A 20249-nucleotide genomic window follows, 5' to 3' on the forward strand; every position below is an offset into this window, starting at 1 on the left:
GAGTGATCGTCGGACAGGCACTTCAACGACCGGTCAAGGTTCGGTAAAGGCGCAACGAGAAACAGGCCGACCCCGCAGGGCCGGCCTGTTCATCGTTGGGGTCTAGACGGAGAGCAACCGCTGAAAGAACTCGCGGTAGCGCTTGAGCGCCACACGCAGATCCTCGGTCGAGGCGTCCTCGCCCTTCGCCCACTGCGCCTCCATCCGCGTGCGTGCCTCGGAGAAGCCGGCGGTGAGCTGATCGACGACCTCCGACACCAGCGCGTCGGCCGTCTGGACACACTGCTTCGGATCGTCGACGAATCCGGCCTGCACGTCGTTCCAGCGGGCACGGAATCCTGACATCTCCGTCTCGCCGAACAGGGACAGATCGGTGTCGGTGCCAGACGAATCAGACTGTGGCCGATCGTGTTCCGACGAGGGCCGCGCCATTCCCGGGTGGCCGGTGGACGTTGCCGTCTCCGTCGACTGCACCGGCGCTCCGGCGCCGCGCGGCGCGTCGTCGAACGGCGAGTCGTTCTGCTGCAAGCCGGTCTGCTGCGGGTCCGCGTACTGCGCATCCGCGTGCTGTGGGTCGCCGTACTGCTGACCCGATTGCTGCGTTGACGAGTACTGGGCCCCCGGGTTCTGCGGGTCCGAGTACTGCGCATCGGCATGCTGGGGATCCCGGAACTGCGGCTCGGTGGCCTGCGGATCGCCGGCCTGCGGATCCCGGTACTGCGGATCGGTGAACTGGGTGCGGTCTTCGTGAGTGGTCATGCGCGTGCCTCCTGCGAGTTGTTGCCTGTGTCGTGCGGCTGGTGCTGCGCGACGTCGAGGAGCCGCTCGAACAGGGCGCGGTAGTGCACGAACGCCTGTCGCTGCTCTTCGGTGCTGAGCTGCCGGCTCTGCTGCGCCAGATGGATGTCGTGCGCAGCGCGGTAGTTCTCGACCACCTGCGGGTGGTCGACGGAGATGTCGGACGCGCGCTGGTCGAAGTCGTCGACCGGGTAACCGCGTTCGTTCATCACCTCGATGACCAACCGGTCCGCCTCGGCGAGCGTGCCCGCCGGGTCGTCGACGAACGCCGTCTGCACGGAACGCCAACGCAGCGTGTACCTTTCGCCCGCCTCATGACTGAGGGGGACGATGTCGAGCTTCTTGCGCTTCTGTTCACGCTTGGCGAGTTCCGCCTCGGCCGCCTTCTGGTCGCCCACCTCGGCGACCGTCCGTTCGTACTCGGGGCCGAAGGTGCCCTTGAGCCGCTCCGACCTCCTGCGTCGCATCGCCGGTCGGGCGACGATGAATGCGATCACTGCAATGACGATGACCGCCGCTATGACTATCCATCCCCAGTCAGGCATGGTGACCTCCTTGTCCACCGAGGGGTTACCCGGCGGACGGGTCTACGGAAACGTCAATATCGATTCCGGTTCCGCGATCAAGCGTTTCGCGATCCGCCGCGGGGGTAGCCGACGAGGCATGACCGCACCGGAACCCACGCCCCAGCAGGACGACGGAGCCGGCGATCTCGCCGGCCAGGAGGTGCCACCGGTGGCGCCCGCGTATTCGACGCCGCCGCCCGACGCGCCGGGAACGGCCGAGAGTCAGGCTCCCGAGGGCGACCAGTAGTCGAGCATCTCCGCGAACGTGCGGAAGGCGGCGCCCGACACCCCGTAGATGGGTTCGAAGTGGATGCTGAGCGGGAAGCCCAGCTCGGCGACGCCGTCGACGACGCGCTTGTACAGGTCGACCATCATGACCCGCCTGCGATCGGGGTCGCTGGCCGCCAGCTCCTTCACGAATTCCTGCTCGGCGGCGACCTTGGCGTTGCCCTGGTCCTGGATCAGCCAGTTGATCAGCCCGACCCGCGTCTCGACAGTCGGCACGAACCCGAAGGACAGCAGGATCTCGGGCCGATGGTCGGTGGTGTCGGCGAGTTCGCGGAGGAACGGCACGATGGTGTCGGAGAACAGCAGCTGCGTCAGCGCGAACGTCGCACCCTGCTCGCACTTGAACGTCATCCGGCCGCGCTCGCCGTCGCGAGTCGGGATGCAGATGACGCCGCGGTTCGGCACTGTCGCGTCGTAGAGGGACAGCGCGTCGGTCGGCGCGACGCCGGAGCCCTCGCCGTCGCTCATGGTCCTCGGCACGCCGACGAACACGATGCCCTCGAAGCCGGCGTCGCCGAGCACGGTGAGCCGCTGGTCGAGGGCGGCCTTGTCGAGGAACGAGGTGACCTGGGTGCAGATGCCCTTCACCCCGGGCAGCTCCGGCTGCAGCATGTGCCAGAAGTCCAGCACGTCGAGCTTGGGCTTCATCTCGATCGGGCGGTCGTCGTCCTCGGCGATCATGCCCGGGATCAGCACGTGGGACAGCCGGTCGCCGAGCCCGTACTCGCCGGAGAACCGCAGCACCTTCTGCGCGTCCTCCAGCGCCTTCTCCCGGCCGGACTCCACGTTCGGCGGGACGAGTTCGAGCGCGACGGTGTTGAGGCTCATGTGTGAAAGCTCCGGCATCTGACGTCGGGCGGATCGGCCGACGGTGGCTACGTCGACCCCGCCGGGATTTGCCAACGATACCGGTGTTTCCTGGACGGGTGCGTAGCCGCCCGCCCGGCGGCCGTTCCACCGACACCGACGCAGAGGGGCACCCATGCGTGACGAACAGGCCGAACTGCTGCGTCGCCGCGCCCTCACCGAGGACGCCGCACGCCCCGATGCGGTGGCCCGCAGACACGCCGCCGGTGGCCGCACGGCCCGGGAGAACATCGCCGACCTCTTCGGCGACCGCAGCCCGTGCGCGGTGCTGTCCTACGACTACACCGTGCTGGCCGGTACCCAGGGGGTGTACGGCCACCTGAAGAAGGACCGGCTGTTCGATCTGATCGAGCGGCTGCGGCTGCCCACGGTGTTCTTCGCCGAGGGCGGCGGCGGCAGGCCCGGCGACACCGACCACGCGACGGTGTCCTCACTCGAGGTCCGGGCGTTCAAGCTGTGGGCCGGGCTCTCCGGCCTGGTGCCGCGCATCGCGGTGGTGAAGGGCAGGTGCTTCGCCGGCAACGCCGTGCTCGCCGGCTGCTCCGACCTGGTGGTGGCCACCGCGGACACCTCGATCGGCATGGGCGGGCCCGCGATGATCGCCGGCGGCGGCCTCGGCGACGTGCATCCCGACGAGGTCGGGCCGATCTCGGTGCAGGAACCCAACGGCGTCGTCGACGTGGTGGTGCCCGACGAGGCGCAGGCCGTGCGGGTGACCAGGACACTGCTCGGCTACTTCCAGGGATCGACACCACCCGGCGCCGCAGCCGACCAGACGCCGCTGCGCACCGCCATCCCCGAGCGCGCCCGACGCGCCTACGACGTCGGCCCGATCATCGAGACACTGGCCGACGAGGGCTCGGTGACGTTCCTGCGGCGCCGCTTCGCCCGCGAAATGGTGACGGCACTGATCCGCATCGAGGGCCGCGCCGTCGGCGTCGTCGCCAACGACACCCGTTTCATGGCCGGCGCCATCACCGCCGCCGGAGCCGAGAAGGCTGCGCGCTTCCTACAGCTGTGCGACGCATTCGGCCTGCCGGTGGTGTCGCTGGTCGACTGCCCGGGCTACATGGTCGGGCCCGCCGCGGAGGCCGAGGGGCTGGTGCGGCGTGGTTCGCGGCTGCTGGTGGCAGGCGCCGCGCTGCGGGTGCCGCTGATCGCGGTGATCCTGCGCCGCGGCTACGGGCTCGGCGCGCAGGCGATGACCGGCGGCGGGCTGCACGAGCCGGTGCTGACGGTGGCCTGGCCCGGCGCCCACCTCGGGCCGATGGGCCTCGAGGGCGCGGTACGGCTCGGTATGCGCAAGGAGCTGGAGGCGATCACCGACGACGCGGAGCGCGAGGAGCGGGTGCGTGAGGCGACGGCGGCCGCCCAGGAGAACGCGCGGGCGCTCAACGCCGCGGCGATGTTCGAGATCGACGACGTGATCGACCCGGCCGACACCCGCGCGCTCATCGCCGCGACCCTCGCAACGGCCACCGCGCATGCGCTGCCCGCGCCGCCGCGGCGGTTCGTCGACACCTGGTAGGGGCGCTTTCCTCGCAGAGTGGTCCGTCGGTGCCTACAGACGAGAGCGCAGTCAGGGCTGTTGACGGAAGATGCACAGCCCTGTGTGCAATCTCGCTCGTAGGGGTGATGTCAGGGCGTCCGCCGGGCGCTGACTATCTCTGCCGGGCCGGCCGCGTGTGGATGCCGGTGCCGTACACATGCCGCAACTCCCGGTGCTCGATGAGTGCCGCCGCCTCAGGCAGCACCGGATGCGACCCGATCCTGTCCACTGCCAGCGCCCTGATCCGGCGGTTCAATCGCGCCGACGCGCGGTTGATCGCGGCCCAGTCCCATGCGTGCGGGCTGCCCAGCTCGGGATGGACGCCGTCCCACTGCTGCGCGCGCTTCAGCGTGTTGTGGTTGGTGGTGCTCCAGCGCAACTCGCGGTCACGGAAGAAGGTCCCGAAGCTCAGCTGCACCAGGCCCCAGCCGCCGATCGCCGGCCCGCCGAGGATCGGCTCGCCGCCGGCGGCGACGACGTGCAACATCAGGTGCGACCCGTGCGGCGCCATCGACACCTCGTCGGCCGCGTCGTAGCGGCCGATGGGCGTACCGGGTTCGGCGTGCATGTCGTACACCGCGAACTCGCCCTGCTCGAACACCGCCCCGAGGACGGCCCGATGGTCGTCGTCCACCGCGTAGAAGCGCAGATGGGGCATCGCTGAACTATCACAGACCGCCCCGCTCCGTACCCTGGAGAGGGTGAGTGTTGAACCTGCCACCACCGTCGCCCTGCAGCACCGATTCGCCGACGAACTGCCCGAGCTGGCCGTCCGCTGGCGCGCCGAGCAGGCTCCCGAGCCTGCGCTGCTGCTGTTGAACGAGGCGCTGGCCGCCGACCTCGGCCTCGACCCCGCGTGGCTGCGCAGTGCCGACGGCGTCGGCCTGCTGACCGGCAACCAGGTGCCCGAGGACGCCGTGCCGGTGGCCCAGGGCTACGCCGGGCACCAGTTCGGTGGGTACGTGCCGCGGCTGGGCGACGGCCGCGCGCTGCTGCTCGGCGAACGGGAGGACGCCGACGGCCGACTACGCGACCTGGCGCTGAAGGGCTCGGGCCGCACCCCGTTCGCCCGTGGCGGCGACGGGCTGGCCGCCGTCGGCCCGATGCTGCGCGAGTACGTGATCAGCGAGGCCATGCATGCTCTCGCCATCCCGAGCACCCGGTCGCTGGCGGTCGTCGCCACCGGCAGGCAGGTGCAGCGCGAGACGGTGCTGCCCGGCGCCGTGCTCGCCCGGGTGGCGAGCAGTCACCTGCGGGTGGGCAGCTTCCAGTACGCGGCCGCGTCCGGCGACGCGGACGTGCTGCGCCGCCTCGCCGACCACGCCATCGCCCGCCACCACCCGGCGGCGGCCACAGCCGAGCACCCCTACCTCGCGCTGTTCGAATCGGTGGTGGACGCGCAGGCCCGACTGATCGCGCAGTGGATGCTCGTCGGCTTCGTGCACGGCGTGATGAACACCGACAACATGACCATCTCAGGCGAGACCATCGATTACGGCCCGTGCGCGTTCATGGAGGCCTACGACCCGGAGACGGTGTTCAGCTCGATCGACAGCTGGGGCCGCTACGCGTACGGCAACCAGCCTGCCGTCGCGCAGTGGAACCTCGCCCGCTTCGCCGAGGCGCTGCTCCCGCTGCTCGCCGAGGACCAGGAACGGGCCGTCGCGATGGCGACGGAGGCGCTCGGCGGATTCACCCAGCGCTACCAGGCGGCCTGGTCGGCGGGCATGGCGGCCAAGCTCGGCCTGGCCGCCGACACATCGGCGCCGTTGGTGACCGACCTGCTGGCCCTGCTGCACGCCAGCCAGGTGGACTACACGTCCTTCTTCCGCCATCTCGGCGCGGCAGCGCGCGGCGACGCCGAACCGGCGCGGGCACTGTTCGCCGACCTGGCCGGCTTCGACGCGTGGGCGGCGGCGTGGCGGGCCGCGGGTCCCGACCCGGCGGTGATGGAGCGCGCCAATCCGGTCTACATCCCCCGCAACCACCTGGTGGAGGAGGCGCTGGTGGCGGCGACGGCCGGCGACCTCTCCCCCGTTCGGCAGCTGCTCGAGGTGCTGGCCCGCCCGTACGACGAGCGCCCCGGCCTCGACCGCTACGCCGAGCCGGCGCCCGGCGACTTCGGCAGCTACCGGACGTTCTGCGGCACCTGAGAGGCGCTAGTCGGCCTTGCGCTTGTCCTTCTCGACGTCGGCCAGTTCCTCGATGCGGTCGGCCTGCTGCTTCTGCTCGGCCGCGGCGGCACGCTTGTCCTGCGCGTCCTCCCGCTTTGCCGCGGCCTGCTCGGTGGCCTTCCGCTCAGCGGCCGTGATGTCGTCCTTCTGCTGACGCTTGGCCGCCTCGGCGGACTTCACCCGCTTCTCCGCGACGTCGTCGGCCCAGTCCTTCACCGCGGCGGTGCGCTTGCGCGCGGTCTCCGCGGCGTTGCGGGTGCGCTCCTGAGCGGACTCGCGGGCCTCGCGGACCTCCTGGACCTTGTTTTCCTGCGCGGCCTTGCGTTCCTGCGCGGCCTGATCGCGCTTGGCCTCGAACTCGGCGTCGGCCTTGGCCTTCTTCGCCTCGGCAGCCGTGTCGAGGCGGGCTGCCCGACTCAGCGCGTCGCTGCGCTCGACCGAGGCCGCACCGCGCTGCACGAGGTCCGGATCGTTGAGGGCGCCGCCGACGGTGGCGTCGAGGATGCCGAGCGAACGCTCGTAGAACAGCCGGGCCGGCGTCTCCTCGTTGAGGCGGGACACCACGCGTTGTTCGATCAGCTGCAGCGGGAAGCGGGCGAGTTGATACTGGAACCGCAGCACGGCCACGGGTAATTCGGTGATCTTCACGAGATTCTCCTGGATATCTATCGGGTCAGGACTGGTCGGCGGGCGGCGCCTGCTGGCGGATCCGCTCGGCCTCGGCATGGGCGCTGGCCGCGGCCTGCTGTGCGGCGCGGTGTTCGGCGTCGGCGTCCACGACCTCGGCGGCCGCCGCGGTGGCCTGTGCGCGTGCCTCGCCCTCGGCCTGCGCCACCTCTCGCTGGGCTTCTGTCTGCGCCGCCGCGGCGGTCCGTGCCACCTCGGCCTGGGCGGCCTGCTCAGCGGTCTGCTTCTCCGCCAGCTGCTGCTGGCGCGCGGCGTTCTCGACGGTGGCCGCCTGCGCGTCGACTGTCGTGCGCTCCTCGGCGGCGGCGACCCTGGCCTCGGCGGCCTCGGACTGCGCCTCGGTGGCCTTGGCGTCGGCCACGGCTTCCTGGGCGTTGGCCTCCCGGCGTTCCTTCGCCTGGGTCTGGTCGAGCTGCCCCTCGGCGGTGAGCGAGTCGTTGCCCGTCACCGCGCCGGCGATCTCTTTGGCCTTGCCCTTGACCGCGTCGACCAGTCCTTTACGGGCCTGATCGGCCTTTTCGTGCTCGGACATGTGTCCCCTCCTGGCTTTGGCTGTCGAGCTGACAGGTTCCACCAGAGCGGATGTTCAAACCTTCGTGTGAGCTGCGCCACCGTCAGGCGGGCCGGTACCGCAGCATCGTCACGTCCCGGTCGGGGTGGTCTCCGGGATAATCGAAGTACACCGGCCGCACCCGCATCCCGATGCGCAGATCCTCGGGTGCGACGTCGACCATCTCGGTGGAGAACCGGGGACCCTCGTCCCACTCGACGATCGCGGGCAGCAACGGCACCGTGTCGGCGAAGTGCGGGCCGACGGGACGGCGCGCGACGGTGAACGAGTACAGCGTCCCCATGCCGGAGATCTCCCGCCACTCCAGGTCGTCGGCGAGGGTCCGCGGCGCACGCACCCGCGGGTAGAACACGTACGCGCCGGACGACGGCGAGTACTGGATGCGGATGCGGTGCTCGGCGAGCGCATCCCAGAACGGCGCCGTGGTGGGCGTCTTGACCGGCATCGGCCGCTCGAACGTCATCTCGCCCATCTCAGTCGCCCTCCAGGATCAGCGTGGTCTGCTCGGAGAGGATGCCGCCGTTGCCGGACACGAACGCGCGGTGGCAGTCGGCGACCTGCGCGGCGCCTGCGCGACCCATGATCTGGCGGGTGGCGTCGCAGACGTGGTGCATGCCGCCGGCGAGGCCGGCCTGCCCGAAGCCGAGCTGGCCACCCGCGGTGTTGAGCGGGAAGTCGCCGCGGAACGTCAGGTCGTGCTCGGCGACGAAGCCCATGCCCTTGCCCTTCTCGCAGAAACCCGCGTCCTCCAGGGACAGCAGCACGGTGATGGTGTAGCAGTCGTAGATCGACACCATGTCCATGTCCTCGCGGCGCAGGCCGGTCATCGAGAACGCGGTGTCGGCGGCCTTGGCGATCGGCGTCTGCAGCAGGTCGGCCGCATACGTCGGGGTCTTGAACGGGACGTGTTCGCCGAATCCCCTGATCCACACCGGCCGGTTGCGGGCGCGCCGCGCGATGTCGGCGTTCGCCACCACGACGGCCGCTCCCCCGACGCACGGCATGACGATCTCCAGCATGTGCAGCGGGTCGGCGATCACGGGGCTGGCGAGCACGTCGTCGACCGTCAGCGGCTTGTCGCGCCAGATGGCGCCGTCGGTGTGGTTGGCGTTGACCCGCTGGTCGACGACGATCTTGGCCATCGCGCGCTCGTCGTAGCCGTACACCGCGCCGTAGCGCTGCGCCACCTGGCCGTACGGCCCGTTCTGCCCGAGGTTGCCGTAGGGGATCTCGAATTCGGCCTGGGGAGAACCGAACTGGTTGCTCGACGAGCCGAAGAACACCGCGTCGGACAGCGCCTTGGGCTTGCGGTCCGACGTCGGGGTGATGTAGCGGGCAGGCAGCACACACAGCACCACGTCGCACAGACCGAGCTCGACGGCCGCCGCGGCCCGCCACACCATGCCTGCGGCGCTGGCGCCGCCGAGGTCCACCAGCTCGGCGAAATTCGCTCCGACGCCGAGGTATTCGGCGATCGTCGACGGCACGAAGATCTCCGACTCGGCCAGGTGCGACGTCACGATGCCGTCCACCACGTCACCGGTCAGCCCGGCGTCGGCCAGCGCGTCGGCGCTGAGCTCGGCCCACTGCTCCAGGGTGAACGGCGCCGGGGACGCCTTGCTCATCCGTTCCGGCGGCAGCTCCACATAGCCGACGATGGCGGCCTCACCGCGCAGTCCCATTCGAACTCCTCTCCGCTGCAATCACGTTGGCAGTCGTCACTTCCGCGGCAGGCCCAGGATCATCTGCGCGATGATGTTGAGCTGGATCTCGGGCGTGCCTCCGCCGATCAGCTCGGCGGGCAGGTGCAGGTACGGCGTCACGACCGGCGGGTCGGACTGCTCGGTCACCGCCAGCGGGCCGGCCAGGTCGAGCGTGTGCCGGGACACCTTGCGCAGCAGCACGGTCGTGGCGACCTTGGCGATGCTCGACGCAGGCCCGGCGGCCTGGCCGTCGAGCAGGCGCAGCGTCTCGCGCACACCGAGCGCCCTGATCGCGTTGGTGTAGGCGTCGATCTCGCCGAGCGCGCGCCGCACGTCCTCGCCGTCGGGTCCGGATGCCATGGCGCGCAACGCGGTGGCGCGGTCGTTGTTCACGTAGCCGCTGATCGCGACCCGTTCGGTGGCCATCGTGCTGATGGCCAGCTGCCAGCCTGCGGCCGGGTCGCCCAGCAGCATCTCGTCGGGGACGAACACGTCGGCCAGGAACACCTCGTTGAAATGTGCTTCGCCGTTGGCCTGTTTGATCGGCTGCACCTCAACGCCGGGTGAGCGCATGTCGAGCACGAAGTAGCCGATGCCGCGGTGCTTGGCCGCGTCGGGATCGGTGCGGGCCAGCAGGGCGCCGTAATCCGCGCGGTCGGCCGACGACGTCCAGATCTTGTGGCCGTTGATGCGCCATCCGCCCTCGACCCGGGTGGCCCTGGTCACCAGTGAGGCCAGATCCGATCCGGCGCCGGGCTCACTGAACAGCTGGCACCAACCCAACTCGCCGCGCTGCGTCGGCGGGATCAGCCGCTGCTGCACGTCGGGCGGGGCGGCCTGCAGCAGGGTCGGCACGATCCACTCGGCGATGCCCAGCGACGGGCGCACCAGATCCGGCCGCCGGGCGAACTCCTCGTCGATCACCAACTGCTGCAACGGCGTGGCGTCCAGTCCCCAGGGCGCGGGCCAGTGCGGGGCGACCAGTCCGGCGTCGGCGAGCAGGGTGCGCTGCGGTCCGGTCATGAAGTGCTCGTAGTCGCCCTGTTTACCGGTGCCGTCGTTGCCCAGGGTCAGCGCCCGGTCCAGGGTGTCGGCGACCTCGGAGCGCAAATCCGCCTCGGCCGCACCGAGATTCACCGCCATGTCGCGGACGGCGGTGGTGGCCAGCTCGCCCATCCGCCGGGTCCACCTGCTCATCGGCCCGACGGCGCCGGCCAGGCTGATGGCCCGCCGCCAGTAGAGGTGCAGGTCGTGTTCCCAGGTGAAGCCGATCGCACCGAACATGGTCAGCGCGTCGAGCACCAGTTCGGGCGCCGCCGCGACGGCCGTCACGGCCGCTCCCGCCGCGGCGATGCGGTGCTGCTCGGTGGAGTCGCCGTCGGCGCGGACCGCGTCCCACGCCGCGGCCGCGGCCAGTTCGGCATTGACGAGCAGCATCGCCGCCCGGTGCTGCAGGGCCTGGAAGGCGCCGATCGGCCTGCCGAACTGCTCGCGGGTGCGCAGGTGCGCGGTCACCGCGCCGACACACCAGCCGACGATGCCCGCCGACGCGCATGCCGTCAGCGCCACCACGACGCAGCGCGCCCGGTCGTCGTCGATGCCGGTGAGCGCAGCGGATGCGGGCGCGTCGTACCCGTCGAGGCGCAGGCTGCCTGCGTCGGTGGTGATGTCGGTGCCGCCCACCGGTTCTGCGGTGACGCCCGGCGCGTCGGCGGGCACGGCGAGCCAGATCACTCCCGCATCGCCGGTGTGGGCGGGCAGCAGCAGGATTCGTGCCGAGCAGGCGCCGGGGATGGCGGTGGTGACGCCGCTGACGCGCCAGCCGCCGTCGCTCGGCGTGGCCCGCAGGTCCGAGTACTCGGGCAGCACCACCGCGGCGGGGGCGCCGTCGGCGAGGGCGGTCAGCAGGCCGGTCGCCGCGGGGGTGGGGTCGGCGTGCAGGGCCACCGCGCCCGCGGCGACGGTCGGCAGCAATGGTCCGGGCAGCGCGGCTTGCGCGGCCGCCTCGACGACGCATGCGGTGTCGGCCAGCGTGCCGCCCTGCCCGCCGCAGCTCTCCGGTAGGTGTACGGCGTGGAAGCCGTTGGCCACCAGTTCGTTCCACCAGGGCGGCAGTTCGCCCCCGGCGAGTTGGTCGAGCAGCTCGCGGGTGTGGCTGACCGGGGCGTGCCGCGCCGCGAACTGCGCGACGGCGTCGGTCAGGTGCTGCTGCTCCGGGGTGAGCCCGATGGTCATGACGCCTCCTCGGCCGCATTGGTGTCGCGGCGCCGCCGGTCGCGGAAGAATCGGGCGGCGTCGGCGATCGCCTCGGTCGCGGGCCGCGGCTGCCAGCCGAGTTCCCGGACCGCCTTGGAATGGTCCAGCGGCGACATGATGTGCATGAGCCGCACGCTGATCCGGGTCAACCGGGTGTCGCGGCCCCGGATCCGGGCCGCCGCCTCACCGGCCGCACCGAGCGCCGACATCACCGGGAGCGGCACGCCGATCCGCGGTGGCGTCGCTCCGACGGCGTCGCAGGCGCAGCGGTAGACGTCGCGGGCGCACATGTTTCGTTCGGAGACGATGTAGCGCTCGCCGACGCGTCCGACCCGGCCGGCCAGCAGCATCGCGCGTGCCGCGTCCTCGACACCCACCACCTCCGACTGCGCCCCGGCGACGTAGAACGGCAGCCTCCCGCGGACCGCGGCCGCCACCAGACCTCCGTGCGGGGTGGGCAGCCAGTCACCGGGACCGTAGGTGTTCGCCACGCACATCGCGACGCCGGGCAGCCCGCGGTCGTGGCAGTAGTCGAACAACAGGTTCTCCGCCGCCACCCGGGTGCGGATGTACTCGCCGCCGTCGTCGAGCCAGTTGTGGGCGGTCGCCTCGGTGGCCAGCCCGTCGCGGACGCGGCCGATGGTGCCGATGGAGCTGGTGAACACGAACCGGTGCAGTGGCGCCTGCGCGGCGATCTCGAGCACGCTGCGCAGACCGTCGACGTTGGTGCGCCACATCGGTGCCGGGTCGCGCAGCCACGGCCGCGCGTCGACCACGCAGTAGTACACGGTGTCGCATCCGTCGATCGCGTCGCGCACCGCCGCGGTGTCGAAGACGTCGCCGTAGCGGCGTTCGACGTCCAGGCCGTCGATGCCGCGGGTGGAGCTGGTGGTGCGGATCAGCACCCGCACGTCCTCACCGGCGGCCACCAGCGCCCGGGTGACGTGCGAGCCGAGGAACCCGCTCGCGCCGATGACCAGACTCCTCGAGGCCACTCCACTGCTTCCGTCGTCGCCTGGCGAGACGGACCGTCTCGTCTCGCGCTAGGTTACGCTAGCCGGATCCGGCCGACGACCGCGCAGGGGGTGGCTGTGCCACAGCTCGACACCGCGCCGCGACGGCGCAGCGAGAAGTCGCGCGCCGCGATCGTCACCGCCACCCGGGAGTTGCTGCTGGAGCGCGGCTTCGACGGGTTGAGCATCGAGGCCGTCGCGGCCCGCGCCGGTGTCGGCAAGCAGACCATCTACCGCTGGTGGCCGAGCCGGCCCGCGCTGGTGGCCGACGTGCTGCTCGAGGACGCCGACCGGATCCTTCGCCCGGTGGCGTACTCCGACGACGTCACCGCCGACCTCGCCCGGTGGGCGGGCAGGCTGGCGGCCACCCTGACCACTGCGCGGGGTTCGGCGATGCTGCGCATCCTCACGGTCGCGTCCATCGAGCACGACGACACCGCGGACCGGCTGCGCAGCGGATTCAGCGGTCCGTTGCAGGAGGCGGTGCGGTCGCGGCTGCTCGCCGACGGCGTCGACGAGGCGGTCGCCGAGGCCGCCGCCGACGCCATCGTCGGCGGCATCGTGTATGCCGTTCTGCGCGAGGGTCGTTCGTATCCCCGCCACCGGGCGGAGTTCGCGACCCGCACCATCGTGGACTCGCTGACCGGACGCGGCCCGGCCGACGGCCGCCGGCCATAGACTGACCGACCGTGAGCACACTGTTCGGCTTCGCGCCGTGGATCGTCTACTGGGTGCTCGTCGGCAACGTGCCGGCGAGCACGGCCGTCCTGGCGGCGCTGGCGATCGCGGCCGCCGGCTTCGGCATCGGCCGAGCGCTGCACTGGCCGGGCCGCACCCTGGAGCTCGGCGCGGTGATCGTCTTCGCGGTGTTGACGGTGCTGACGTTCACCACCAGCGAGGCGTTCATGGCGGAGTGGCTGCAGCCGCTCGGCAATCTCGGCATCTTCCTGGTCGCGCTGATCGGCCTGCTGGCGGGCCGGCCCTTCGTCCGCGAGTTCGCCGAGGTGGGCCGTCCGGCCAACGTGCTCAAGAGCGAGCTGTTCGAGCGCATCACGACACTGCTGACCTGGATCTGGATCGCCGCGTTCGCCGGCATGACGATCTCGTCGGTGATTCCGCCGCTGGTCTACGGCCGGGCCACCATCTTCGACGCCGACACCCCGCTGTCGTTCGTCTGCTACTGGGTGATCCCGTTCGTGCTTCTCGGACTGGCGGCGCTGGCGTCGAAGGTGCTCCCCGACCGGATGACCGCGGGCATCGACGACGCCCAGCGCAACACCACGTTCGTCGCTTACGGCGAGGCCACCATCGACGAGCTGTACTACCTCGCCAAGGAGCACGCCGACCGGGAGACGGGCGCGGGCGAAGAGGCCTACGACGTCAGGGTCGGCGGCAAGGGCACCCCTTTGGTCGGCGACGAGGACCGGATGTCCTGGCCGTCCAGCTACAAGGTGCGCAAGGTCAACCGCTGAGGGTCAGCGGAACACGCCCGCGATCTCGAGCAGCCGCAGCACCGCCACCACCAGGAACACCGCCGCGATGATCCCGACGATCGCGAACGCGGCGATCGCGCCAGGGGTGAACCGGCGAGCGGGTGTGGGGTCGGTGTTCGCCGACTGGGTGACGTGCGCCGAGTCGGGCGGGGTGTCGCCTGGCGCCACGCCGCCGCCGGGTTCGAGCCCCGGGGTGTCGGCGGGATCCGGGTCTGGGGGCTGAGCTGTCATCGGGAGAGGCGTACCCGATGGCACGGGGCTCACACGTGACGTCACAGCATCCCGGCGATCGCGCTGACGATGTAGACGCCCGACACCGCGGTGAAGCAGATGATCGCCAACGCCGCGGCCGGCCACGGCGCGGTGGGCCTGCCCTGTCTGCGCGCCCGCCGGATGCCGACCGTCATCAGCACGAAGGCGACGGCGGCGCCGCCCCACACCCAGCCGAAGACCGTGAGGTTGACGCCGGTGTCGCACCCGCTGCGGCAGACGTCGAGGGCGGTGGCCCCGGCGAGCATCGACCAGAGCATCGACACGCAACCGGCGAGGACCACCAGCGGAGCCAGGATGCTGGTCCTCCTGCTGTCCCGCCGCTGGGCAGGCGACGGGACGGGCGGGTACGGCGGGTGCTGCGACATCTGCTCAGTATCGCCGCGGGTCAGACCCCTTCGGCGCAGCAGTTCGCCGGGCCGCGCGGATCACGGCAGGCGGGCGCAGCCCCGCCAGACGGTGTCGACGAGGCCGGTCAGCGCGTCGTCGTCGAGGGCGGGCAGGCCGAACACCAGGCGGTAGTACGCCGGTGACACCAGCGCGTCGACGACCACCTCCGGGTCGGCGCCATCGCGCAGTTCACCGCGGGCCGCGGCGTCGTGCAGCACCGCCATCAGTGCGGCCCGCCGCGGCAGCAGCCACTGGTCGAGCAGTGCGGTGCCGACGTCGCGGTCGGTGTCGGCGGCGCTGATCACCCGCCGGACGAGCGGTCCGGTGCCGGTGTCGGACAGGATCGCGTTGAGCGAGTGCACGTGGTGGGCGAGCGCCTCGCGGGTGCTGCTGCCCTCCGGCCGGATGATGGATCCCACGGTGGAGCCGAGGAGGCCCTCGAGCACGATCGCCGCCGACGACGGCCACCACTTGTAGACGGTGGTGCGGCTGACGGCGGCGCGCTTGGCGATCGCGTCGATGGTGGCCGCCCCGGGGCCGCCGGAAAGCGCCAGGTCGGCGGCGGCGCGCAGCACGGCGTCGCGGACGGTGACGTCGCGGGGTCTGCCGCGGCGCGCCGGGCCGGCGGTGTTTGCGCCGTCCTCGACGGCGCGTGTACCGTGTTTTGTGGACATCGTGTCCAGTATATGTCCAGCTCATGAACCACAATCGGGGGAACCAGCAGATTTCCATGCGTGTCTTGTCGAGCACCACCGTCACCATCGCCGCAGCGGCCGTTCTCGCCGCCGTCCTGGCCGGCTGCACGCCGCCGTCCGGTCAAGAGGCGACGGCCCCGACGGGGCTGCCCGCGGCCACCACCACGGCGCCCAGTTCGGCCCCCAAGGAGAACAGCAGCGCCGTCGACTACTCGGGTCTGCTCATCGAGCCCGGTGACATCGACAGTCCCGGTGACACCTTCACCCCGCGGTCGTCGGTGCCCAACCGTCGTGGCGGGCAAGGGGTTTCGGCACTGTTCGTGAACCAGGACGACACCAGGGCCGTCGGCGTCACCATCAACGTCACCCCCGACGAGACCGCCGCGACCAGTGCCCTGGACGCCAGCGTGAAGTCCATGACCGCCTCGGTGGTGGGCGGCACCCCGCAGCCCTCGCCGGTCGGCACCGGCGGAACGGTGATCAGCGGAACCGCGCCCGACGGCAACAAGGACGTCACCCTGCTGTTCTTCACGCAGGGTCCCGCGGTGGTCCGGATCGAGTTCGGCAGCGTGCTGGGCCAGCCCACCCCGCCCGAGGTGGTCACCGACGTCGGCACCAAGCAGGCCATCGCACTGCGCACGGGGCTGTCCGACTCCTCCGCGCCGCGCTGATCCGCATGGTGCCGTGAGGGGTCGTCGCCGCCTCCCGGTCGAGCGGTTCGATGCTGCCGGCGGCCGGTGGCGTGAGGTGCACGCGCCCGCGCCGGTCGAGTGCGACGAACTCACCCTGGCCACCTTCAACATGTGGTTCGACGAACACTTCGCCGATCACCGCTACCGTGCGATGGCCGCCCTACTCTGCGACGCCATGCCCGACGTCATGGTCTTCCAGGAGGTCACGCCGCCGGCGCTGGAGGTGTTCCTCACCCAGTCCTGGGTCCGCGAGCACTACCTGGCGAGTTCGATCACCGGTGACGGCGTCGGCAACTACGGGATGCTGCTGCTCACCCGGCTGCCGGTGGACGGCGTGACCTACACGCGGCTGCCGACGCGGCTGGACCGCGGCTATCTGCGCGCAGACCTCACGGTCAACGGCGCCGCGGTGGCGGTCTGCTGCGTGCACCTCGACAGCGGCAAGCGATCGGCGCGGTTGCGGGCCCGGCAGCTGCGCTCACTCTTCCGCGCCGTGCGCGGGGTCGACGAAGCGGTGCTGCTCGGCGACTTCAACATGCGCGACGCCGAGGACGGCCGCATCACCGCGCCGTTCACCGACGTGTGGCCGGCGCTGCGTCCCGGCGAGGACGGCTTCACCGAGGACACGTCGATCAACCTGATGCGCTTCGACAGCAAGAACAAGCACCGCCACGTCCGGTTCGACCGGGTGCTGGTCAAGGGCAGGCGGTGGGAGCCGGTCGGCATCGACCTGCTCGGCACCCGGCCGGTGTCCGCCGCGCTGCCGCGGGTCTTCCCGTCCGACCACTTCGGGGTGGTGTGCCGCCTCGCCCACCGCGCGGCCGCGCAGGCCCCACGACCGCCCTGGTGGCGCCGCGCGGGTTCTAGGGTGGGCTGATGGGTGGCGAGCACCGCGACGGCGTCGAGCTGACCAACCTCGACCAGGCCCTGACACCGGATGCCGGGGCCACCAAGCGGGACCTGATCGACTACCTCGACGCCGTGGCCGACCGCATCCTGCCCGGCCTGGCCGGCCGCCCGCTCACGGTGCTGCGGGTGCTGCGCGGCAGGGCGCCGTTCATGCAGAAGAACGTCCCGAAACACACACCGGACTGGGTGCGCACGGCGTCGATCTGGGCCGAGTCCTCCCACCGCGAGGTGCGCTACGCACTGTGCGACGACCGCCGGACCCTGTTGTGGCTGGCCAATCAGCGCGCCGTCGAATACCACCCGACGCTGGGCCTGGCCGCCGACATCTACCGGCCGACGCACCTGATCCTCGATCTCGACCCGCCCGAGGGCGCCGACTTCTCCGCGGTGGTGGCCGTCGCGCACCTGGTGCGTCAGGCGCTGACCGACAGCGGGCTGGCGGGCGCCGTCAAGACCAGCGGCGCCAAGGGCCTGCACGTGTTCGTGCCGATCGACGACCACACTCCGGTCGACGACGTCGCGGGCGCCACCCGCGCGCTCGCCGCACGGGCCGAGGCGCTCGACCCGGACATCGCGACCACCGCGTTCATCGTCTCCGACCGGGGCGGCAAGGTTTTCGTCGACTCCACCAGGGCCGGCGGGGCCACCGTCGCCGCTGCGTACAGCCCGCGGCTGCGGCCGGGCACGCCGGTGTCGTTCCCGGTGCCGTGGTCCGACCTCGACCGGGTGACGCCCGCCGATTTCACGGTGCACACCGCGATCGACGCGCTCGGGGCGGGCGACCCGTGGGCGGAGTCGATGCCGCCGCCGCAACGGCTGCCCGACGACCTCGTCGCGCACGGCCGGACCATCCCGGTGGCGCGCGTCGCGGCGATGCACGAGGGCAAGCGCCGGGCCCGCGCACGGCGGGCCGGTGACCCGGCGGCGCCCGGTACCGATACGTAGGGTTGAACGCGACCGGTTTCGACACCGAGGTGCGCTGGCAATACTCCGTCGGAACGGCACTCGGCCGGTCACCACATCCAGTGAAGGGGATTCATGTCTCAGGCGGCAGAGTCGGAGCCCGACGATCAGCTGACGGCTCTCGACGAACAGGCCACCGGCGAGCAGGCCCCGGACGACCAGCCCAACGAGCCGACCGAAGTCACCTTCGACGAGTACCTGCACCCGGCACGCCCGCGGTCGCTGCGGTTCCGCCCGCGCGTCAAGGCGCCGTTCACCCGCCGCTCGCTGTCCCAGGACGGCTCCCCCACCGGCGACAACCCGGCGTACGTGTCCTGGCTGCTGTCCCAGTCGATGCTGGCCGACGCCAACGAGATCAGCCAGCAGTTCTCCGGGCAGGGCTCGATGTGGCAGAACCCGTACGCCACCCCCAGTCCGCGCGGCGCCGTCGAGACCGCATCGGTGTGGTTCACCGCCTACCCGCTGTCGCTGATCACCCGGTCCAACGAGTCGTTCCTCAAGGCGATGTCCGACGAGGACATGTGGAAGGCGTTCTCCGAGATCGGCATCGAGGCCATCCACACCGGCCCGGTGAAACGCGCGGGCGGCATCTCCGGCTGGCAGCTGACGCCGAGCGTCGACGGGCACTTCGACCGCATCAGCACGCAGATCGATCCGGCGTTCGGCACCGAGGAGGAGTTCCGCCACATGTGCGGGACCGCCAACTGGTACGGCGGCACCATCATCGACGACATCGTGCCCGGCCACACCGGTAAGGGCGCCGACTTCCGGCTCGCCGAGCTGAAGTACGCCGACTACCCCGGCATCTACCACATGGTCGAGATCGACCCGCGGGACTGGGAGCACCTGCCCGCGGTCCCGGCCGGCCAGGACTCGGTGAACATCGACCCCACCACCGAGGAGTGGCTGGACAAGGCCGGCTACATCATCGGCAGGCTGCAGCGGGTGATCTTCTACGCCGAAGGCGTCAAGGAGACCAACTGGAGTGTCACGCGTCCCGTGGTCGGCATCGACGGTGTCGAACGGCGCTGGGTGTACCTGCACTACTTCAAGGACGGGCAGCCGTCGATCAACTGGCTCGACCCGTCGTTCGCAGGCATGCGCCTGGTCATCGGCGACGCGCTGCACTCGCTGGCCGACCTCGGCACCGGCGGCCTGCGGCTGGACGCCAACGGCTTCCTCGGCGCGGAGAAGACCGCCGCCGAGGACGGTGTCGGCTGGTCGGAGGGCCACCCGCTGTCGGAGGCCGCCAACCATCTGATCGCGAGCATGGTGCGCAAGGTCGGCGGGTTCACCTTCCAGGAGCTCAATCTCACCATCGACGACATCCGCGAGATCGGCGAGGCGGGCGCCGACCTGTCCTACGACTTCGTCAACCGGCCCGCCTACCACCACGCGCTCGCGACCGCCGACACCGAGTTCCTGCGGCTCACGCTGCGCACCACCCTGGAACTGAACGTGGACCCGGCGTCGCTGGTGCACGCGCTGCAGAACCACGACGAGCTGACCTACGAACTCGTGCACTGGTCGACCGGGCACCGCGACGACATCTACACCTACAAGGGCGAGGAGATCACCGGTGAGGTGCTCGGCGAGACCGTCCGCCGGGACCTGTCCGACCGGCTGACCGGTGAGAACGCCCCGTACAACCTGGTGTTCACCACCAACGGCATCGCCTGCACCACTGCGACGGTGATCGCCGCGACCCTCGGCGTCACCGATCTCGATCAAATCCAGGACGTCGACCGGATCCGCCGGGCCCACCTACTGCTGGCGATGTTCAACGCGCTGCAGCCCGGGGTGTTCGCGCTGTCGGGCTGGGACCTGTGCGGGATGCTGACGCTGCCGGCGGGCAAGGTGGCCGAACTGCTGCGCGGCGGGGACACCCGCTGGATCCACCGCGCCGCCCACGACCTGATGGGGGTCAACCCGACGGCGACGCAGTCCCAGGCCGGGATGCCGCGGGGGCGCAGCCTCTACGGCCCCATCCCCGAGCAGATGGCCGACGAGACCAGCTTCCTGCGTCAGCTGCAGGCCATCCTGCGGGTGCGCTCGCACTACGGCATCGCGACCAGCCGCCAGATCGACATCCCCGAGGTGTCGCACCGCGGGATGCTGGTGCTCGTGCACCAACTCGCCGACGAGAACCGGTACCAGCTCACGGTGCTGAACTTCGCCAACGAGGACATCGCCGGATCGGTGCGCTCGAAGAAGCTGCCGCCGGGTTCGTCGGTGTCGGACATGTTCACCGGCAAGGCCTTCGCGACGGTCGACGACCTGCACAGCTTCGCCGTCGAGATGCCCGCGCACCACGGCATGTCGCTGCTCGTCGAAGCGCCGGTCGAGGAGCTCGACGAGGACTGAC

Annotated in this window: 22 protein-coding genes; 9 read left to right on the plus strand and 13 right to left on the minus strand. The window is 71.1% G+C overall.

Annotated features, from left to right (window positions below; genetic code table 11):
• Positions 1–102: 102 nt before the first annotated feature.
• Positions 103–759: a hypothetical protein gene (locus ACPCHZ_RS22785; protein WP_423486820.1), complete on the minus strand. Its 657-nt coding sequence runs from the start codon at positions 757–759 to the stop codon at positions 103–105.
• The gene (locus tag ACPCHZ_RS22790) at positions 756–1343 is read right to left on the minus strand and encodes a hypothetical protein (protein WP_264010632.1); all 588 of its coding nucleotides are present in this window, start codon (positions 1341–1343) and stop codon (positions 756–758) included. Before ACPCHZ_RS22790 ends, ACPCHZ_RS22785 begins: the two co-directional genes overlap by 4 nt.
• Before the next feature lie 118 nt (positions 1344–1461).
• Between ACPCHZ_RS22790 and ACPCHZ_RS22795 the strand changes: the two genes are divergently transcribed.
• Positions 1462–1611, plus strand: a complete 150-nt coding sequence (locus tag ACPCHZ_RS22795; RefSeq protein ID WP_364982194.1) for a hypothetical protein — start codon at positions 1462–1464, stop codon at positions 1609–1611.
• On the opposite strand, the gene ACPCHZ_RS22800 is transcribed toward ACPCHZ_RS22795, so the two are convergent.
• Complete coding sequence (locus ACPCHZ_RS22800; protein ID WP_423486821.1) at positions 1587–2480, minus strand: mycobacterial-type methylenetetrahydrofolate reductase; 894 nt, start codon at positions 2478–2480, stop codon at positions 1587–1589. The two genes, ACPCHZ_RS22795 and ACPCHZ_RS22800, sit on opposite strands and share 25 nt — an antisense overlap.
• A gap of 154 nt (positions 2481–2634) precedes the next feature.
• Here ACPCHZ_RS22800 and ACPCHZ_RS22805 point away from each other — a divergent pair, with 154 nt between their 5' ends.
• Positions 2635–4047, plus strand: coding sequence for an acyl-CoA carboxylase subunit beta (locus ACPCHZ_RS22805; RefSeq protein WP_423486822.1), 1413 nt, complete (start codon positions 2635–2637; stop codon positions 4045–4047).
• A gap of 133 nt (positions 4048–4180) precedes the next feature.
• On the opposite strand, the gene ACPCHZ_RS22810 is transcribed toward ACPCHZ_RS22805, so the two are convergent.
• The gene (locus ACPCHZ_RS22810; RefSeq protein ID WP_423486823.1) at positions 4181–4726 is read right to left on the minus strand and encodes a hypothetical protein; all 546 of its coding nucleotides are present in this window, start codon (positions 4724–4726) and stop codon (positions 4181–4183) included.
• A 43-nt stretch (positions 4727–4769) separates the two neighbouring features.
• Here ACPCHZ_RS22810 and ACPCHZ_RS22815 point away from each other — a divergent pair, with 43 nt between their 5' ends.
• Complete coding sequence (locus ACPCHZ_RS22815) at positions 4770–6221, plus strand: protein adenylyltransferase SelO (protein ID WP_423486824.1); 1452 nt, start codon at positions 4770–4772, stop codon at positions 6219–6221.
• Positions 6222–6227: 6 nt separating this feature from the next.
• Here ACPCHZ_RS22815 and ACPCHZ_RS22820 read toward each other — a convergent pair whose 3' ends face one another.
• From ACPCHZ_RS22820 to ACPCHZ_RS22845, 6 genes are all read right to left on the minus strand, one after another.
• Positions 6228–6890 (minus strand): IF2 family translation initiation factor, encoded by a 663-nt coding sequence (locus ACPCHZ_RS22820; protein WP_423486825.1) that lies wholly within the window; start codon positions 6888–6890, stop codon positions 6228–6230.
• Between the two features lie 25 nt (positions 6891–6915).
• Positions 6916–7461 (minus strand): CsbD family protein, encoded by a 546-nt coding sequence (locus ACPCHZ_RS22825; protein WP_423486826.1) that lies wholly within the window; start codon positions 7459–7461, stop codon positions 6916–6918.
• Between the two features lie 82 nt (positions 7462–7543).
• Positions 7544–7972 (minus strand): Zn-ribbon domain-containing OB-fold protein, encoded by a 429-nt coding sequence (locus ACPCHZ_RS22830; RefSeq protein ID WP_423486827.1) that lies wholly within the window; start codon positions 7970–7972, stop codon positions 7544–7546.
• A gap of 1 nt (position 7973) precedes the next feature.
• Positions 7974–9182: a thiolase family protein gene (locus ACPCHZ_RS22835; RefSeq protein ID WP_423486828.1), complete on the minus strand. Its 1209-nt coding sequence runs from the start codon at positions 9180–9182 to the stop codon at positions 7974–7976.
• A 36-nt stretch (positions 9183–9218) separates the two neighbouring features.
• Positions 9219–11438 (minus strand): acyl-CoA dehydrogenase, encoded by a 2220-nt coding sequence (locus ACPCHZ_RS22840; protein WP_423486829.1) that lies wholly within the window; start codon positions 11436–11438, stop codon positions 9219–9221.
• The gene (locus ACPCHZ_RS22845; RefSeq protein ID WP_423486830.1) at positions 11435–12454 is read right to left on the minus strand and encodes an NAD-dependent epimerase/dehydratase family protein; all 1020 of its coding nucleotides are present in this window, start codon (positions 12452–12454) and stop codon (positions 11435–11437) included. The genes ACPCHZ_RS22840 and ACPCHZ_RS22845 overlap by 4 nt, the downstream gene beginning before the upstream one ends.
• Positions 12455–12550: 96 nt before the next feature.
• Here ACPCHZ_RS22845 and ACPCHZ_RS22850 point away from each other — a divergent pair, with 96 nt between their 5' ends.
• Positions 12551–13150 (plus strand): TetR/AcrR family transcriptional regulator, encoded by a 600-nt coding sequence (locus ACPCHZ_RS22850; protein WP_423486831.1) that lies wholly within the window; start codon positions 12551–12553, stop codon positions 13148–13150.
• 11 nt (positions 13151–13161) lie between these two features.
• On the plus strand, positions 13162–13944 hold the full coding sequence (locus ACPCHZ_RS22855; RefSeq protein WP_423486832.1) for a hypothetical protein: 783 nt from the start codon (positions 13162–13164) through the stop codon (positions 13942–13944).
• Positions 13945–13947: 3 nt separating this feature from the next.
• Here the strand turns inward: ACPCHZ_RS22855 and ACPCHZ_RS22860 are convergent, their stop codons facing one another.
• From ACPCHZ_RS22860 to ACPCHZ_RS22870, 3 genes are read right to left on the minus strand one after another with little or no spacing between them, the layout of a single operon-like run.
• A complete protein-coding gene (locus ACPCHZ_RS22860) occupies positions 13948–14196 on the minus strand; it encodes a DUF6480 family protein (protein WP_423486833.1) in 249 nt (82 codons plus the stop codon).
• Between the two features lie 41 nt (positions 14197–14237).
• Positions 14238–14603, minus strand: a complete 366-nt coding sequence (locus ACPCHZ_RS22865; RefSeq protein ID WP_423486834.1) for a hypothetical protein — start codon at positions 14601–14603, stop codon at positions 14238–14240.
• A 60-nt stretch (positions 14604–14663) separates the two neighbouring features.
• Positions 14664–15299 carry a TetR/AcrR family transcriptional regulator gene (locus tag ACPCHZ_RS22870; RefSeq protein ID WP_423486835.1) on the minus strand — a complete coding sequence of 212 codons (636 nt, stop codon included), beginning with the start codon at positions 15297–15299 and terminating at the stop codon, positions 14664–14666.
• Between the two features lie 56 nt (positions 15300–15355).
• On the opposite strand from ACPCHZ_RS22870, the gene ACPCHZ_RS22875 reads away from it, so the two are divergent.
• The 4 genes from ACPCHZ_RS22875 (at position 15356) to treS (ending at position 20248) form a co-directional block, all read left to right on the plus strand.
• On the plus strand, positions 15356–15991 hold the full coding sequence (locus ACPCHZ_RS22875; protein WP_423486836.1) for a hypothetical protein: 636 nt from the start codon (positions 15356–15358) through the stop codon (positions 15989–15991).
• Between the two features lie 13 nt (positions 15992–16004).
• On the plus strand, positions 16005–16889 hold the full coding sequence (locus ACPCHZ_RS22880; RefSeq protein WP_423486837.1) for an endonuclease/exonuclease/phosphatase family protein: 885 nt from the start codon (positions 16005–16007) through the stop codon (positions 16887–16889).
• Positions 16889–17866, plus strand: a complete 978-nt coding sequence (locus tag ACPCHZ_RS22885) for a DNA polymerase domain-containing protein (protein ID WP_423486838.1) — start codon at positions 16889–16891, stop codon at positions 17864–17866. The genes ACPCHZ_RS22880 and ACPCHZ_RS22885 overlap by 1 nt, the downstream gene beginning before the upstream one ends.
• 93 nt (positions 17867–17959) lie before the next feature.
• On the plus strand, positions 17960–20248 hold the full coding sequence (gene treS / locus ACPCHZ_RS22890) for a maltose alpha-D-glucosyltransferase (protein ID WP_423486839.1): 2289 nt from the start codon (positions 17960–17962) through the stop codon (positions 20246–20248).
• The last annotated feature ends 1 nt before the right edge of the window (position 20249 follow it).

Origin of the sequence: Mycobacterium sp. NPDC050041 (assembly GCF_049541695.1) — a bacterium.
In the GTDB taxonomy this organism is placed as follows: Bacteria; Actinomycetota; Actinomycetes; order Mycobacteriales; family Mycobacteriaceae; genus Mycobacterium.